The following is a 16,630-nucleotide window of genomic DNA, read 5'->3' as shown; positions in this document are numbered from 1 at the left end:
CAATTCGGCGGCGAGTCGGGCTGAGGGGCGGTCGCCTTGGTGGAGACGAGTCTCAGCAGTACCCGGCGCATCCCGGTGCCGCAGGCGGAGACCCCGCCCCGGCACCGGAGCCGGGCACTGCTGGCGGGCGTGGGGGTCTGGCTGGCGGCGGGGATCCTCGCCGCCGTGCACTGGTGGGACAGCGGGTTGTTCCGGGCGTGGCGGACGCTGCTGGTGGCCATCACCGTTCAGGGTGTGCCGTTCCTGCTCCTGGGCACGGTGGTGTCGGCGGCGATCGGGGCGTTCGTGCCGGCCCGGGTGTTCGCCCGGCTGCTGCCGAAGCGGCCCGCACTTGCCGTTCCGGTGGCCAGCGCGGCCGGCGTGGTACTGCCCGGCTGCGAATGTGCCTCGGTACCGGTCGCCGGCAGTCTGATGAAACGCGGGGTCGCTCCGGCCGCCGCACTCGCCTTCCTGCTCTCCGCCCCGGCTGTCAACCCGATCGTGCTGGTCTCCACCGCGATCGCCTTCCCCGGCAAGCCCGAGATGGCACTCGCGCGGCTGGTGGCCTCGCTCGCCACGTCCGCGCTGATGGGCTGGCTGTGGGTCGCGTTCGGTCGGCCGGAGTGGCTGCGCCTGCCCAAGGGCCCGGACGAGCACGCCAACGCCGAGCGCAATCCGCTGGAGGAGTTCCGCCGCGGCCTCCAGCACGACTTCCTGCACGCGGGCGGCTTCCTCGTGGTCGGCGGCGCAGCAGCGGCCACCTTCAACGTGCTCGTCCCGCCCTCCGTGCTCCAGGCGTTCACCGACCAGCCGTGGCTGGGTGTGCCGCTGCTGGCCTTCCTCGCGGTGGTGCTGGCGGTCTGCTCCGAGGCCGACGCCTTCGTCGCCGCGTCGCTCACCGGCTTCTCCCCCACCGCCCGGCTCGCCTTCATGGTCGTCGGACCGATGGTCGACCTGAAACTCATCGCCCTGCAGTCGGGCGCGTTCGGCCGCCGGTTCGCCTGGCGCTTCTCCACCGCGACCTTCGTCGTCGCCGTCCTGTCCAGCATCGCGATCGGAGTGGTCCTGCTGTGAGCGTCAAGGAACGCATCGGGCGGGCCGTGCCGTCCCTGCTTGTCGCGATGGTCGGCGTGGCGTTGCTGCGGATCACCATCGCGAGCGAGGTGTACCTGCAGTACGTCAAGGAGGGACTGCGCGTCCCCCTGATCATCGCGGGCGGACTGCTGCTCCTGCTCGGCGTGGCGGGCCTCGTACGGCAGCTGACCCGCCGCCGGACCGAGCCGGTGCTGGTGTTCCGCCGTGGCGAGGACGGCACTGCGCACTGGCAGCTCGGCGCGGACGGCGACGAGCACGACCACGATCACGAGCACAGCCCGCGGGTCGCCTGGCTGCTGGCCGTACCCGCCGTGCTGCTGCTCTGCTTCACCCCGCCCGCCCTCGGCGCCTACACCGCCTCCCGCGACGGCGCGGACGCCACCGTCCAGCAGGCCGCCTACCAGGACCTCCCCCAGCAGCCGGCCGCCGCCGACCCGGCGACGCAGTCGGACTCGCAGTCGTCGTCGGCCGTCTCGCCGATGTCGCTGACCGAGTTCATCGGCCGCAGCCGCGACCCGAAGCGCAGCCTGGCAGGCCGCAAGGTCAAGCTGACCGGCTTCGTCACTCCCGGGGCACAGCAGGGCGAGTGGTACCTCAACCGGCTGGTCGTCAGCTGCTGCGCGGCCGACGCACGGCGCCTACGGATCCTGGTGCACACCAAGGGCCCGACCCCGGCCACCGAGAGCTGGGTCGAACTCACCGGCACCTGGATGCCCGCCCCCGACGCGCCCGCCACCGCCGCACCCCAGCTCGACCTGCTGGAGCAGCACTCCGTCCCGCAGCCCCGCGCCCCGTACCGGGACCTGCCCCCGACCGAGAGTTAGACCGCGCAGGCGCCGTCGATCGGGCCGGGGACGGATCGTCCCCGGCCCACTGGTTCGCCCTCGCCGACCCGGCACGACGCGGGTCCGCTCAATGAACTCCTCCATCGGCCGCCCGTCCACCTCCCCGCCCGCGATCACCTCGACCACGGGGTGCGGATCGTTGCCGCCCCACAGTTCCACGACTGCCAGGCCGTGCTGCCCGGCCTCGGCGATGCCGACCAGCTCGGGCAGCAGGTCCCCGCGCAGGGCGCAGCAGGCGCAGTCGTTGGTCAGCGGCAGCTCGGCGGTGTCCTACACGTTGCTGGTGTCGCGCAGTTCGCGGTGGACGGTACGGCGGCCTGCGTCGCGCAGGTCGTGGTGGAGGACCACGCCGTCGACACCGCCCTCCAGCAGTTCCTGGACGGCTCGGCGGCGCTCAGCCCGGTGCAGCCCTGCGACCACGACGACCGGAAGCCTGTCGGGGATCTTGGGCGACCGGGCTCAAGTGCCCGGGGTTTTCCAGGACTTCGGCTGCGGGATGCCATTGTCGTCGAGGAAGGCCTGGAAGGCGGTCGACGGTCTCGGTGCGGGGGTTTCGCCGGAGGCCGGCCGGCCTCCGAGTCGCCTCGGCGCCCGGAGGGGCCCTCGGTCGCGCCTGAGCGCTCCCAGGAGATTGACGTCCGCACGCCGCCTCTCCGACCGCCGGCCCGCGTCGATCGTACAGGGAGCTTTTGTGGTACTGCATACTCGCAATCACAAAAGCTCCATATGCCATCAAAACGCCCGCCCGGAGCCTGGCGGAACGAGCCCAGCGGAGGACACATGACCACGCCTCAGACCAACCCGGCCGACGATCCGGTCATTGCGGCGCCGACCTACCTCGCGGACATTCGCAACTACTTCCGGCCCGAGGACGTGGCCCACATGGCCGCCAAGGGAATCGAGCTCGGCACCTACGACGGGGTGAAGAGGAACGCCCTCGTGGTGTTCACCCACACCGCGCCGCCGAACGCGGACATGCCCCCGGATGCGGCGGGGAGATGGAGCGCCAACCGCTCACAGACGTTCAAGAACTGGATCGTCAACGGCTTCCCCCTCGGTACCGCGCCGGCCGGGCCCCCGCCGCCGGGCCCGGCCCCGACCCGGCTGCGCAAGGACATCACGACCCTGACGGACGACGAGTTCACCCTCCTCGCGACGGCGTTCAACGGCGTACTGGCCCGCGACATCGAGGCGCCGGACGGCTACTTCGTCCTCGCCGGGAAGCACGGCCTCCCGGAGAGCTGGTGCCTGCACCACGAGAACCGCTTCAACCCCTGGCACCGTCAGTACCTGATCGAGTTCGAGGACGCGCTGCGCTCCGTCCCGGGCTGCGCGGACGTCACGCTCCCCTACTGGGACATCTCGGCCCCGCTGCCGGGCCGCCTGCAGCACCCGCCGTTCGACCAGTACGTCCTGCCGGCCGATCCCGGCAGCACCGTGAATCCGCCCGTGCCCGGGTACTTCCCGTACACGACCCGGCGCTACTCGCTCGCCGGCATCGCGAAGAACCTCAGTAAGTACAACGTCCTCGGAGAGATCACCACCTCGTTGGCCCAGTCGCTGTGGGGTGCGTACAACACGAACGGCTACCAGGACTTCTCGATCCAGGCCCACGACGGCGGCCACGGCTCGATCGGGCCGACGATGGGCGACCAGAACGTTTCCTCCTTCGATCCGGTGTTCTGGTTCTTCCACTGCAACATCGACCGGCTCTGGCTGAGCTGGCAGACGAACACCGACGCGACCACACTCGCCGGATTCCGCACCACACTGGCGGGGCAGGACGACACCTGGCTCAAGACCTCCCCCTTCGACTCGCTGCCACCCTTCACCCAGACCGCCGAGCAGATGATCGCCACCGACATCTCGTACGACCGCCTGGAACTCATCAGCCACGCGGAGGGTGACATGGAGAACCTGTCCGGAAGCATCGATGCCGTCCGCACCTTCGCGTTCCGGAGATCCGACCCGGTATCGGTGCGGATCAAGGGGATCGACCGGCTGAACATCCCAGGGTCGTTCAGCGTGACCCTGCTCGCCGACGGCGAGCCGATCGCGTCGCGATTCTTCCTCCAGCCGAACAACCCACGGGGCTGTGAGACGTGCGTGAAGAACGGCATCATCAACCTTGACTTCCGAATGTCCCAGGACCAGTTGCTCGACCGGACGCTGTCCGTCCGGATCGACGTGGCGGGGCACTCCGACGAGATCGGCACTGCCTTCCCGCTTTCCCGGGCGGGCAATCCGACCATCAACGCGCGGCTACTGGTCGGCGAAGCGTAGGAGTCGCGCTGCCACGTTCACCCGGGAGCCCTGGGATCCGACGACTATCTCAGGCACCGGATGGAGATCCACGTCCATGTCTGACGGTCGGGCGCAGCGGCCGAAGAAGTCCGCGCAGACCGCCAGGACGACCCGTCATCGCCAACAACACCGTGACCACCAACGGATACTGACCCGCTGCACAGCCGCGAGCGCAATACTGGGGCCGTCCCGCGCACTGCTCGGGACGGCCCCTGCTCCTGTCGATCGACCTACGTTCGGGGGCCGCGAGCGATGAACTGCTTCACGATCCGGCGCCTGGACGGCGGGCGATGCGGCGCTGACGGCACTGCGAGGTGCGGGCCGAGCCGCTGGACCGTGCGCGGGGTACTGCAGGGACCGCTACGCGCTGGAGCGTATGGACGGCACCATGGCGCACCCGGTTCAGTGCCGACGCGTCGCCGGGGGGACGGTGGCGTGAGGTGCGGCCCACAGGGGGATCACCTCGAGGGTGGCTGCGGAGTTGCGGGAAGCGTTCCCGGAGATGGGCCCAGGGGCGCGGGTGGTACGCCGGCTGGTCCGAGCGCGGGGGTTCACGGCGTTCACGGAGGTCATGGTCAGCAACATACTGGCCGGGTCCGACAGGTCATTCCGTTGTGCCGAGAAGCCGTTGTCGTACCGATCACGAGGCCTGCCGATCGAACGAGAGTCCGAGCCACGGAGCGGGCGCGGTCCGACGGCGCCGGTCCCCCGGAGGCCGGCGGTCGCCGTTCGCCCGGGGCCCGCCCGGAGGCGGGTGGCGCGGCTCCTGCCGCGCCACCCGCTGATCACGCCGTGGCCGGGTCCTGCGGAACGGGCTCGGGGCTGATGCGGGACCGGCGGCCGGGGTCTGTCCGGCCGTCTTCGGGCCCGTGCCGCTCCGGGCATCAGCAGGGCACCACCACACTGGTGCTGATCGGGTGGGTGTACCAGCCGTCTGCGGAGACGGAGAAGGTCGCGGTGACGGTCGAGCCGCACGGGACGGTGCCGCCGTAGCCGGCGATCTCCAGCGTGGTGGCCCGGAACAGCAGGGACTGCTGCACGGTGCCGAGCGATTCGCCGCCCTCGATGTCGGTGGTCAGGACCGCGTCGACCAGCTTCGTCCGCAGGGGCGGGCTGTCGGGGCTCGGCGGGCCGGCCAGGCCGATCCGGCCGGTGAACTGGACGCCGTCCTCGGTGACCGTGTAGCAGAGCTTGGTCCAGAGGCCGGACTGCAGGCCGGAGGCGTCGCAGACCTCCGTGGCGGTCTCGGCGGTGGTGGCGGCGGCGGTACCGGCAGCGACGGCCGGGGTCGCGCCGGCGAGAGCGAGTGCCAGGGCACCCGTAGCGGCGGCCGTCGTCAGCATCTTGCGAGTCATGAGGTGCTTCTCCTGTGTGCAGAGCTCCTGGTCCGTCCAGCAGCACTGTTATGTGATATTGCACTATCTCTCTGTAGTCAAGACGTCGCTCATCTGAATGGAGTGAGTCCGGTTGGCATGGGTTTGGTACGTGGAATCCGGATGTTTAATTCACCCCTGCTGACGGTTACCAGCGCACCGAGCTGGGGCAGGACCTGCTGCGCTACCGGGCCCTGCGGGCACGCCCCGCCGAGCAGCACGTCGCACCGGCGGCTGACTGCGTGCCGGACACCACGATCAGCGTGCGCGCCGTCGACCTCCCTCTCCTCCACGCCGTCCGCAAGGGCGCGGAGGCCGGTCTCCTGCCCGGAGCGGACGCCGGCCTGCTGGGCGCGGACCTCGACCGGGCATGCCCGGTCGAGGGCTCCAGCCGGCACAGCGTGGACGTCACCGAGGCCGAGCTCGCGGTGATCCTGCGGGTGTTCTGCCTGGAGTCCCTGCGCGGCGGCGGCGCGGCCGACTACCACCACGCCCTGCGTCCCGCGCCGCTGACGGACGCTCTGAGACCCGATCCGGTGTACAGCCCGGAGCCCAGGATCGTGCGGGCCCGGGCCGCCCTGCCGGCCCGTTGAACCGCAAGTCCTTCATGGCCGCCGGGACGTGGTTGAGCTGCTCGGTGTGGTCCTCCGCCGGGGATGAACCTGCGCACTGTCATCGCCGGGCCGGCTAGACGCTCCACGAGGGCGGTGACCGCTGCGGTGACGCGCTCGCCCTTGACGAACGGCCCGTGCACGCTGGACCGGAGGGCGCCCCGGGCCTGCTCGGCAGCTTCCGCAATCAGCAGGGACTGCTCCTGGGTTCACGCCTGCTGCTGGGCGCGAACGGTCTCACGGTCCGGGCCGGTCGCCGTGGTCGCCGACGGTGCGGTGCGGGGCCAGGTCCAGGCGTACCGCAGGACGAGGGCGAGAACGATCACTTCCAGTGCGACGCCGAGGCCGTAGAAGTACGTCCAGGACTCGCCCACCGCGTTGAATGCCGCGAAGGGGACCTGTACCGAGGCCACGACGAGGTTCGTGATGCGGTTCGCCCGGGCGGGCAGCGTCATGGACAGCACGACCATGAGGATCGGGATCGCCATGATCGCGAGGAAGGTGGTCAACAAGGTCTGGCTGATGTCGAACTCCCAGACGACGCCGCCCTTGATGTCATCGATGACGCCGGGCTTGAAGAAGGCGAGAATGTCCACGTAGACGTACAGGAACATGAAGCTCGTCCACGCTGCGGCGAGCTTGACTCTCACCGGGATCCGCGGGTCTTCCAGTGCGGTGGTGGTGGGTTGACGTGATCTCATCGTGGGCTCCGTCGTTGTGGTGGGGATCGGTAGGTCCACGGTCGCCGAGCCCGGCGGCGGGTACATCGGTGTCGAGGCCGGACCCGTCTCGGCTGTTGGGAGGAGCGGCGTCTCGTTCTTTCGGTCGGTCCCCGACGCCTCGGCGGTCCCTAGACTGGGCGTGTGACCACCAACGCCCTGAGTTCGCTGTGGGCCGAGCCCCGCGCCACGGACGCTCCCGCACGGGTGTCGCGCGACTGGGTGCTGGTCGGGGTGTTGACGGTGACGGCGCTGCTCGAGGGAGTCCTCCGGGGCGACGTCGCCTGGCGGCCGTTCGCGACGATCGTGGCGGTCGGACTTGCGCCGGTGCTGCTGTGGCGGCGTACCCACCCGTTGGCCTGCGTCGTGGTGGCCTTCGGCACCGTGCTGGCGTTGGGACTGGCGAGCCTGCTGGGCGGGGCCCCGAGCGTGGGCCTCGACACGATGATCTACCTCCTGGTGCTCGTCTACGCGCTGGTCCGCTGGGGCTCGGGGCGCGAGATCGTGATCGGCCTGGCGGTGGTGGCGGTCGCTGCGGGAATCGGTACGGTCGCCGACTACACCGGGCCGGCCGACGTCATCGGCGGGTTCGCCGTCCTGGCGGCGGCGGCGGACGGAGCGGCGTTCCGCTACCGCGCCGAGAGCTGGCGCCGGGCGTTGGAGCAGAGCCGCAGCGAGGAGCGGGTCCGCCTCGCGCGCGAGCTGCACGACATGGTCGCCCACCATGTCTCGGCGATCGCGGTGCAGGCGCAGGCGGGCCGGGCGACGGCCGGGCAGCGACCTGAAGCGGCGCTCGAGGCGCTGGCGGTCATCGAAGGGGAAGCGTCGCGGACGCTCGTGGAGATGCGGGCGATGGTCCGGGTGCTGCGCGACGGAGCGCCGGCGGAGTACGCCCCCCAGCCCGGCGTTGCCGACCTGCTGTCCCTCGCCCGACGCGCCCCGGCCCCGGTCGTCGACGTGGAGTTGCCGGACGACCTGGACGAACTTCCGCCCCAGGTCGACGCGGCGGTCTACCGGCTGGCGCAGGAGGCGCTGACCAACGCCCTGCGGCACGCCCGCAACGCCTCGCGGGTGGAGATCCGGGTCGTCGGGGGCGCGGGAAGGCTGCGACTGCGCGTGACCGACGACGGACAGATCGACCCGGCACGGTCGGTGAACCACGGCTTCGGGCTGCTGGGGATGACCGAGCGCGCACAGCTGCTCGGCGGCACGCTGCGGGCCGGGCCGGCACCCGAGGGCGGGTGGGCGGTCGACGCCGAACTGCCGACGAAGGTACGCCGATGACGGTGCGCGTGCTGGTGGCCGACGACCAGGATCTGGTGCGCACCGGCCTGTCGATGATCCTTGACGCGCAGCCCGACATCGAGGTCGTCGGCCAGGCCGCCGACGGCCACGCCGCCGTCGAGCTGGCGCATCGGCTCCGCCCCGACGTGTGCCTGGTCGACATCCAGATGCCCGGGCTCGACGGCATCGAGGTGACCAAGCTCCTCGCGGGGCGGGGCGTCCCGGACCCGATCGCGGTGGTGGTGATCACGACATTCGACCTCGACGAGTACGTCCAGGGCGCGCTCCGGGCCGGCGCCCGAGGCTTTCTGCTCAAGGACGCCGGGCCGGCGCTGCTCGTCCAGGCCGTCCATGCCGCCGCCGTCGGCGATGCCCTGATCGCGCCGAACATCACCCGGCGGCTGCTGGCCACCCTCGCCGCCAGGGAGCCGTCGAGCCGGCGGACCCAACCGGTCGAGCCGCTCACCGAACGCGAGGAGGAGGTGCTGAGGCTGGTCGCCCGCGGCCGCACGAACGCCGAGATCGCCGCCGAGCTGTACATCGGCTTGACGACCGCCAAGACCCACGTCGCCAGCCTGCTGACCAAAATCGGCGCCCGGAACAGGGTCGAAATCGCGATGTGGGCGTACGACACCGGCCGGGTGGGGGACTGAATCGAACCTGACGTTCCTGCACGACGACTTATTCCCGCCCTACCACGCGGCGGACACAACAAAAGGCCGCTTTCGCGTCTCCGCGAAAACGGCCCACGCCCTGCATGATGCTGATCTGAAACAACAGGATTTGTACCTGCGCCCCCGCCACCAAGGTGGTCCCGTCAGCTCCCGACCGAAAGGCTGGGGTGGGATCTCGCGACCACGAGTCGCAGAATCAGGGCTCCTGCTTCGCTGATCTGCATATTTACCTCCTCGCGATCGCTTCTTGCCGGTAACTTCTCCGGCACCTTCCAGGTTACTCCGGTAGAGCGCGAATTCGGGCCTGTCAGGCGCACGAATACCGTCGCGCGGTTTCACCGCCGCGGGCGCGGCCGCACCGGCCCGCGGGTGCTGCGGGTCCGGTCGGCCCGGGTCGGGCAGGCGGCATGGACCCAGGGGTGCACTTTCGGGGATGGGAGCGACAGGTGCCGACGGTGTAGGGAGGGGAGGGCAAGGCAGCGGTAGGCGACCGGGAGGGCCAGTGCGCGCGAGGGCGGACGATCGCAGGGGGAACGGCGGCGAGCGGGTCGGCGGAGGTGACCGCAGGGCCCGGGAGGCGCGGGTGAGCGGGCCCGTGGTGGGGGCGATGTCCCCGGAGCAGGCCCGTGAGCTGCAGCGGAGCATCGGCAACGCGGTCGTGGCCCGGATGGCGCGGGGCGGGCGGGGGGAACAGGGCCCGGAGCCTGTCCAGCGGTCCGGTGTGCACGAGGTGCTGCGGGGGGCCGGGCGGCCGCTGCAAGGGCCGGTGCGCGAGGAGATGGAGGGGCGGCTCGGGGCGGACTTCTCCGATGTGCGGCTGCACACCGGCGCGGCCGCCCAGCGGTCCGCCGCCGAGATCGGTGCGCGGGCCTACACGTCCGGCCGGGACGTCGTCATCGGGCGCGGGGGCGGCGACCGGCACACCCTCGCGCACGAGTTGACCCATGTGATCCAGCAGCGGAAGGGGGCCGTCGCCGGTACCGACCGGGGCGACGGGCTGCGGGTCAGCGATCCCGGCGACTCCTTCGAGCGCGAGGCCGAGGCCAACGCGCGACGGGTGATGGCGCGGCCGGCGGGCCGGCCGGAGGCGGTCCAGCGGGCGGAGCCGGGCCACGCCGCAGGGGCCGCCGAGCCCGCTGTGCAGCGGAAGCTGGGGTTCGAGACGGAGATCGACATGCCCGTCGAGAACACCAGGGGCGAGAAGTACGAGGGCGACACCGACCTGGCCCAGAGCACAGCGGGCGACTTCAAGCTGGTCTCCGACTCGCGGTCGTTGAACGACGGCTCCGCCTACTCGAACCTGGAGTTCGTGACCGGGGCGGTCGCGGTCGTCGGCACCGCCAACGAGTCCGGGCCGGAGACCCTCGAACAGCTGGTCGACGAGATCAGGACGGTGCGCGAGGCGTTCTACGGGCAGACCGGGAAGACCCCGCTGGCGGGCATGGGCCTGGAGCTGGAGATCCTGCCCGCGGGGCAGGACGCCCGGATCGCCCCGGACCTCGACTTCCCGGACTACGCCGGCGCCCCGGGCATGGGCGACGGGCTGTTCGTCCACTACTCGGTCGGTGTGCCGCTGGCCGGGATGCCGATGTTCTTCGACCACCTCCGGGATGCCGCTCCCCAGGCCCCGGGGGCGCCGCTCCCCCGCGCCCGGTTCCGGCTCTCGCAGTCGAAGACGTTCGCCGAGCAGGTCGTGGCCCGGTACGTGCAGGGCCAGGAGTCGGCGCGCAAGCGCAAGCGGCTGGAGACGGACGCCCTGGACGGCTACAGCCAGCTGTTCTTCATGCAGGTCGCGGCCATGGCCGACTACCTCGCGCAGGACCAGGACCAGGGCCAGATCAAGAACCTGACGGTCGTGCTGTCCCGCTCGCAGCTCACGGACGTCCGCGCGCTCCTCGATCCCGGGTTCCAGGACTTCCTGTCGGCCAACAGCGAGGTGATCGTCGACCTGCTCGCACAGTTCCAGGAGGATCCCGGCGACGGCAGCGCGAACCTGGAGTTCCGCGACGAGGCCACCCGGGAGATCGACGGCCTCCCGGTGTCCCTCCTCACGTTCGCCGAGTCGACGCTGAAGGGCGTCCCCCAGATCCCTCAGCAGAGCGTGTTCGGCGGCATGAACCAGATCGCCCCGCACGAGGAGGAGGGCGCCATGATGGTCCCCTTCGAGATCAGGACCATGGGCTCCCTGATGAAGACCTGGGACGAGCTCAAGGCCGAGCTGCGGGACCTCGCGAGCTGGGCGGAGGAGGCGTACCGGCACGACCGGTCGCTGGCCGGCGACACGGCCCGCAGGCGCGCCGGTTCGTGACGCGTCCCGGCATCCGACGAGGGCCGGCCCGTGTCGCGGGCCGGCCCTCGGTACTCACCGATACGCCGGGGACGGCCGCCGTCCTGCCTCGTCGGCGTCCGAACGGTCGGGCGGGCGCGGGGAGGGATCGGATCCGGCCGTATTTGAGTGACCGTCAGGTTCACATTCGAACGTCCGGCCGGAGCCGCCCGGGGCCGCCGAAATGAGGATGTACGGTCACGCGCAAGGTGCCTTCCCGGCGTCCGAACCGTCGGTTTTCAGCCGGAATGACGCAGGCTCACCTTTTCTCACGGGACAACCTGACAGACGATGCGTACGGCATCTGTTCACCTGAGGTCGCTCAACACACCGCTCACGTTGAGCACCTCGTGGCACTCCTGGGCCTGCAGGCCAGTGGCCGGAGTGCCCGGCTTCGCACAGGTCACCTGGACCGTCACGGTCTGGTTCTCAGTGATCCTGATGGGGGTGACCCAGTGGTAGTCCTGGTTACGGAACGTCTCCAGCGCGATCGTCGTGATCTTGCGGTCGCCGAACCCGATCGTCACGACGCCCTCGTCGCCCTGGAAGTTGGCGACGACGATGTCCGTGATCCCGAACGCCTTGCCCACGGGCACGACGTAGGTGCCGACCTTGGTCTCCCCGCCGGCCGTGGTCAGGTCGATGGTGGCCGAACTCTGCTGCCCGCCAACCGATCCGGTCCCGGTGTCGCCGCCCGTCCCGGTGCCTGTTCCCGTTCCGGTGCCCGTTCCCGCGCCGGTGCCGCCGACGCCCGCCCCGGGCCGGGCGCTCCCGGCCCCGGAGCCCGGCTGCCCGGGGCTCGCCGCCGGGGTCCGGCCGACGGCCGCCTCCTCGGTGGGGGTCGACTGCTGCTGCACCGCCTGGTCGGCGGCCTCCTTCGCGGTGCTGCGCACGGCGGGACGCACCAGCAGGAACCAGGCCAGCAGCAGCGCGAGGAGCGCCGCCAGGACCGCCAGCAGCCAGGTCGGGAAGATCGGTATCTGGACGAACTCGGCCTCCGGGCGCGGTCGCTCCCGGTCGTCCTCACCGGCGTCACCGGCCTCGTCGGCCCGGGCCCCGGCCTTCGCCACGGTCTCCGCCCCGGCCTTCGCGCCGCTCTCCGCTCCGGCCTTCGCTCCGGCCTTCGCCACGGTCTCGGCCACGGTGACGGTGAACGGCCAGGTGGCCGCCTTCCCGAACCACACGGGCCTCCCGGCGCGGACCCGCAGCGCCACCTCCACCGACTCGCCCGGCTCCAGCTTCGGAGCCGGGGGGCGGATGTCGAACTTCAGGTCCTCGCCGGGCTGGGCCGGGGTGAATCCCACCTGGACGGGGCGGTTGCCCTCGTTGTGGACGGCGAGGCGGTAGCGTCCGCGCAGCCAGCCGTGGCGGCGCTTGGGAGCGCTCTCGGCCCGGAGCTGCCGGAATCCCTCGACCCGCACGGTGGTCTCGGGGACCTTGACCGCCTCGGGGTGCTCGGTGGGCAGGACCCGTACGGCCAGTGGCACCTCGCCCGCCCGCACCCGCGGCGAACGCGGGGGCGCCAGACGGATGGTCACCGTTTCCGAGGTGCCGGGGTAGAGGGAGACGCGGTCGGGCTCGACCGTCGTCCAGGCCGCGCAGTCACCGACGACTTCCAGGCGGTACGCCTCGACGATGTCGCCGTCGTTGCGAACGGTCAGGCTGGTGGTCGCGGTACCGCCCGGCGTCACCGTCACCGACGGGATGTCGAGGCCGGGCGCACCGGGGCTGGGAGTGGCTGCTGGGGTCGTCACGCCGCGACGCTACGCCGCCGCCCCGCCCGCCTCCACGGACGCGGGGGCAAGGCCCCGGGCAGCCGCGATGCCCCCGCGAACTCCACCCAACTCCCCCACCCAGGAGCTTTGTTGCCGTTGGACCTCGCAGTACTCCCCTCATACGCATCATGGAACAGGTACGCCTCATGCTCCACACCGACCTCATCGGCACCGTCCACACGTCCGGCACCGGCACCACGCGGCCGACCGTCCCGCCCCAGGGCCGCGCCCCGGCCCACGGCCCGGCCCACGGCCCGGCCCACGCCCGGGCCGCGCACAACGCGGCGGCCGGCGAGCCCGGCGGACGGGTCACCGTGGCCGTGTACGCCTCGGACCCGGTCCTGCACGTCGGGATCGTCCAACAGCTGCGCCAGCGGCCCGAGATAGAACTGGTCGACGGCGCCGACGCGCACGAGGCGCGGGTCTCGCTCGTCGCCGTGGACAGCGTGGACGACGAGACGACCGCCCTGCTGTACCGGCTGCGCCACAACTCCGCCACCCGCACCGGGCTCGTGGTCGGCACCTTCGACTCCGGTGACGCCCTGCAGCGCGCCATCGAGTGCGGGGTCACCGCGGTGCTGCGGCGTGCGGAGGCCGACCAGGACCGGCTGCTGCGGCTGGTCCTGGCGATGGCGAACGGTGAGGGCGTCCTGCCCGGCGACCTGCTCGCGAAGCTCCTCGACCACGTCGGCAGCCTGCAGCGCTCGGCCCTCGACCCGCACGCGGTGTCCCTGTCCACGCTGACCCCGCGCGAGGCGGACATGCTGCGCCTGGTGTCGGAGGGCCTGGACACCGCGGAGATCGCGCGCAACACCTCGTACTCCGAACGGACCGTCAAGAACGTCCTGCACGAGGTCATCACCCGGCTCCAGTTGCGCAACCGCTCCCACGCCGTCGGCTACGCGCTGCGCAACGGGCTGATCTGACCGGACCGGACCGGCACCGGCTGCCCGAAAGCGCAGCCGGTGCTTCCCCCGGGCGCGGCCCCGGGGCCCTGCCGGTCCGCGGCCGCGGACCGGCAGGGTGGCACCGTCGGACATGGATGCTGGACCGGACTGTGAGGTGGACCGTGATGGGCACGGGTGGCTCCGGCCGTCGGCGACACCACTGGAGCAGGGCCGGTGCGGCCCTGTTGCTGCTGGTGCCCATGCTCGCGGTGACGACGGCCGCCGGGCCGGGCGGTGCCGGGGACCGGCCCCCCGCGGCCGGCACCGGGGACCGGGCGGCAGCGGCCGATGCCGGGGAGAGCCGGATCGCGTACGCCGGTACCCGCCACCGGAGCCTCGGCCGGGTGGCGACGGACACCACGAGCCCCCCGCTGTTCGGCGAGGGCCCGGCGCACTTCGACGTCCAGCCCGCCGCCCTGGGCGACCGGCTGGTCTTCGCGAGCCGCCGCGACGAGCAGGCCCCGCAGGTCTACCTGCGCTCCGCCGACGGCTCGGTGCACCGCCTGACCAGCGGTCTGGACGCGGCGAACCCGCGGCTGACGCCGGACGGCCGGACGGTCGTCTTCGACGCCGCCCGGCCCGCCGGGGCCGGTGGCACCCAGCGCGACCTGTGGCTGGTGCGCACCGACGGCACCGGCCTCACCCGGCTGACCGACACCCCCGCGAACGAGGAGCACCCCACGGTCTCGCCCGACGGCGCGCGGCTGGCGTACTCCTCCGACGCCGACCGGGCCGCCGGCCGGCAGGTCTACGTCCGGCCGCTGCGGGGCGGGCCCGCCACCCGGGTCTCCGACCCCGCCGACGGCGCGGGCACCGAGCCGGTGTGGAACCCGGTGGACGGGGCGGCGACCCGGGACCGGATCGCGTACACCGCCACCGGACCGGACGGGCCCCGGCTGCGGTGGACCGACGGGCGCACCGGCGGGCCGCTGCTGGCGGGCCCGCGGGCACAGTGGCGCACGCACGGGGCAAGCTGGCTGCCCGACGGGAACGGCCTGCTCTTCCTCAGCCCGGACCGGACCTGTACCTGTGAGGGCGACTGGGACCACGTCTTCCGGGTGAAGGCGCTCTCGGAGGACGAACCGGCGGTGGTGCTCAGCGAGGACCGCGAGGTCGGCCCTGCCACCTGGCTCGGCCCGCTCCAGGGCGGTGGCGCGGTGGTCGAACGCGTCTCGGCGGACGGCCCGCACATGGTGACCCTGCAGGACGTCCGGCCGGACGGCTCCGACCCCCGTGACCTCGGCCGGACCGTGCTCAAGGAGGACCCGGCGGCCGACACCGAGACGGATCCGGTGAAGGACCCGCTGTTCCGGCCCGCCACCGGGTACGACCCGTGGACCGAGCGGCAGAACTACACGCCCGACGGCCGCCGGATCGTGGTGACCCGCTTCGAGGACGCGCCGGCCGGACCGAACCTGCCCGCCGGGCGGATCGAACGGATCTGGATCGCGGACGCCGACGGCTCCGGCCCGACGGCGCTCCCGCTGGCGGGCCGCGGCCCCAGGGACTGGGACACCGATCCGACCTTCTCCCCGGACGGCCGGTACCTGGCCTTCACCCGGACCTCCCCCGGCGGGGTCGGCGACGCCTCCGGTCCCGGACGGATCCTGATCGCGGACGCCGCCACCGGCGTGGTCCGGGGCGTGATCGTCCCGCCCGAGGGGCAGCTCCAGGGCGGCGACGCCCAGCCCACCTGGTCCTCCGACGGCACGACCCTGGCGTTCACCCGCAACCAGGTGATCAACGGCGGCGGGGGCAACAAGCACGTGTGGACCGTGCCCGTGGACCGTCTGGACCGGCAGCGCGACCTGAGTGCCGCCCACTGCCCCGGCGCCTGCGAGGTCGTCGACGACAGCCCGGCGTTCTCCCCGGACGGCGCCACCATCGCCTTCAACCGCAAGAACGGCGCCGGCCGGGTCGACGAGCGCAACGGGATCCTGCTGGTCGCCGCGGCGGGCGGCGGCTGCCGGGTGCTGCTGCCCGACGCGGCCCGCGACCGGCCGGGGGCCTGCGGCTGGGAGCTGCCCGACACCACCGCCACCGGGCCCTTCCAGCCCCGCGACGCCGCCTGGAGCTCCGACGGCAGGACGCTGGTGATCAGCTCCCGGGCCGCCCTGGCCGCCAACAGCCCGGAGAAGCTGTCCCTGGTGGACGCGGTCTCCGGGGCCCGCACCCCGCTCACCGCCGGACTGCCGGGCCGCCAGAAGGAACCGGGCGTCCAGCAGTCCGTGGACCTCGCGGTCCAGGCACCCGGTACGGCCGCGCCGCTCACCGCGGGCGACTCCGGGACCGTCCGGGTGGACGTCGTCAACCACGGTCCGGCCGCCTCGCCCGGGACGAGGCTGACCGTCGCGCCCCCGGCCGGGGTGACCGTCACGGGCCTCGCCGCGCCCGGCGCCACCTGTGACGCGGCGGCGCTGGTCTGCGCCCTGGGCGTGGTGCGCCCGGGCGCCACCGTGCCGGTCACGGTGACCGTCACCGGGGTCGAGCCCGGCGACCAGCCCGTGGACTGGTCGGTCACCGGAGCCGTGCTCGACCCCCGTCCCAGCGACAACACCGGCCGGACCGTGGTGCCGGTGCGCCCGGCGCCGGCCCCGCCGACGCCGACGCCGACGCCGGACCCGACGGCAAGCCCGACCCCGACGCCGACACCGACGGCAGCTCCGCCGACGACCCCGGTGCCCGCCCCCGCCCCGCC

General features: G+C 72.4%; 13 protein-coding genes. 9 read left to right on the top strand and 4 right to left on the bottom strand.

Features of this window, described 5'->3' with window-relative positions:
* Positions 1 to 36: 36 nt before the first annotated feature.
* Positions 37 to 1,053, top strand: coding sequence for a permease (locus ADK60_RS02470; RefSeq protein WP_107094473.1), 1,017 nt, complete (start codon positions 37 to 39; stop codon positions 1,051 to 1,053).
* Positions 1,050 to 1,898, top strand: a complete 849-nt coding sequence (locus ADK60_RS02465; RefSeq protein ID WP_053642828.1) for a TIGR03943 family putative permease subunit — start codon at positions 1,050 to 1,052, stop codon at positions 1,896 to 1,898. The genes ADK60_RS02470 and ADK60_RS02465 overlap by 4 nt, the downstream gene beginning before the upstream one ends.
* Before the next feature lie 291 nt (positions 1,899 to 2,189).
* Here the strand turns inward: ADK60_RS02465 and ADK60_RS44435 are convergent, their stop codons facing one another.
* On the bottom strand, positions 2,190 to 2,339 hold the full coding sequence (locus tag ADK60_RS44435; RefSeq protein ID WP_159400274.1) for a hypothetical protein: 150 nt from the start codon (positions 2,337 to 2,339) through the stop codon (positions 2,190 to 2,192).
* Positions 2,340 to 2,699: 360 nt separating this feature from the next.
* Between ADK60_RS44435 and ADK60_RS02460 the strand changes: the two genes are divergently transcribed.
* Positions 2,700 to 4,202 (top strand): tyrosinase family protein, encoded by a 1,503-nt coding sequence (locus ADK60_RS02460; protein ID WP_053642826.1) that lies wholly within the window; start codon positions 2,700 to 2,702, stop codon positions 4,200 to 4,202.
* Between the two features lie 905 nt (positions 4,203 to 5,107).
* Here ADK60_RS02460 and ADK60_RS02455 read toward each other — a convergent pair.
* Positions 5,108 to 5,578, bottom strand: a complete 471-nt coding sequence (locus ADK60_RS02455) for a hypothetical protein (protein WP_053642824.1) — start codon at positions 5,576 to 5,578, stop codon at positions 5,108 to 5,110.
* Positions 5,579 to 5,838: 260 nt separating this feature from the next.
* Here ADK60_RS02455 and ADK60_RS02450 point away from each other — a divergent pair, with 260 nt between their 5' ends.
* Positions 5,839 to 6,189: a hypothetical protein gene (locus tag ADK60_RS02450; RefSeq protein ID WP_053642822.1), complete on the top strand. Its 351-nt coding sequence runs from the start codon at positions 5,839 to 5,841 to the stop codon at positions 6,187 to 6,189.
* Positions 6,190 to 6,416: 227 nt separating this feature from the next.
* On the opposite strand, the gene ADK60_RS02445 is transcribed toward ADK60_RS02450, so the two are convergent.
* Positions 6,417 to 6,908 (bottom strand): DUF6326 family protein, encoded by a 492-nt coding sequence (locus ADK60_RS02445; RefSeq protein WP_053642820.1) that lies wholly within the window; start codon positions 6,906 to 6,908, stop codon positions 6,417 to 6,419.
* A gap of 162 nt (positions 6,909 to 7,070) precedes the next feature.
* On the opposite strand from ADK60_RS02445, the gene ADK60_RS02440 reads away from it, so the two are divergent.
* The 3 genes from ADK60_RS02440 to ADK60_RS44430 all read left to right on the top strand — a co-directional run bounded on the left by ADK60_RS02440 (position 7,071) and on the right by ADK60_RS44430 (position 11,192).
* Positions 7,071 to 8,210, top strand: coding sequence for a sensor histidine kinase (locus tag ADK60_RS02440; RefSeq protein WP_053642818.1), 1,140 nt, complete (start codon positions 7,071 to 7,073; stop codon positions 8,208 to 8,210).
* Positions 8,207 to 8,863, top strand: a complete 657-nt coding sequence (locus ADK60_RS02435) for a response regulator (protein ID WP_053642816.1) — start codon at positions 8,207 to 8,209, stop codon at positions 8,861 to 8,863. Before ADK60_RS02440 ends, ADK60_RS02435 begins: the two co-directional genes overlap by 4 nt.
* A 604-nt stretch (positions 8,864 to 9,467) precedes the next feature.
* Positions 9,468 to 11,192 (top strand): eCIS core domain-containing protein, encoded by a 1,725-nt coding sequence (locus ADK60_RS44430; protein ID WP_502687390.1) that lies wholly within the window; start codon positions 9,468 to 9,470, stop codon positions 11,190 to 11,192.
* A gap of 326 nt (positions 11,193 to 11,518) precedes the next feature.
* Here the strand turns inward: ADK60_RS44430 and ADK60_RS02425 are convergent, their stop codons facing one another.
* Positions 11,519 to 12,964: a COG1470 family protein gene (locus tag ADK60_RS02425; RefSeq protein WP_079007980.1), complete on the bottom strand. Its 1,446-nt coding sequence runs from the start codon at positions 12,962 to 12,964 to the stop codon at positions 11,519 to 11,521.
* A 167-nt stretch (positions 12,965 to 13,131) separates the two neighbouring features.
* Between ADK60_RS02425 and ADK60_RS02420 the strand changes: the two genes are divergently transcribed.
* A complete protein-coding gene (locus ADK60_RS02420; RefSeq protein WP_053642810.1) occupies positions 13,132 to 13,911 on the top strand; it encodes a helix-turn-helix transcriptional regulator in 780 nt (259 codons plus the stop codon).
* A 146-nt stretch (positions 13,912 to 14,057) separates the two neighbouring features.
* On the top strand, positions 14,058 to 16,630 hold a 2,573-nt coding region (locus tag ADK60_RS02415), incomplete at its 3' end, for a DUF11 domain-containing protein (protein ID WP_079007984.1).

The organism is Streptomyces sp. XY431, from assembly GCF_001279805.1.
Taxonomy (GTDB): domain Bacteria; phylum Actinomycetota; class Actinomycetes; order Streptomycetales; family Streptomycetaceae; genus Kitasatospora; species Kitasatospora purpeofusca.
This window is presented reverse-complemented; position numbering and strand designations above follow the sequence as displayed.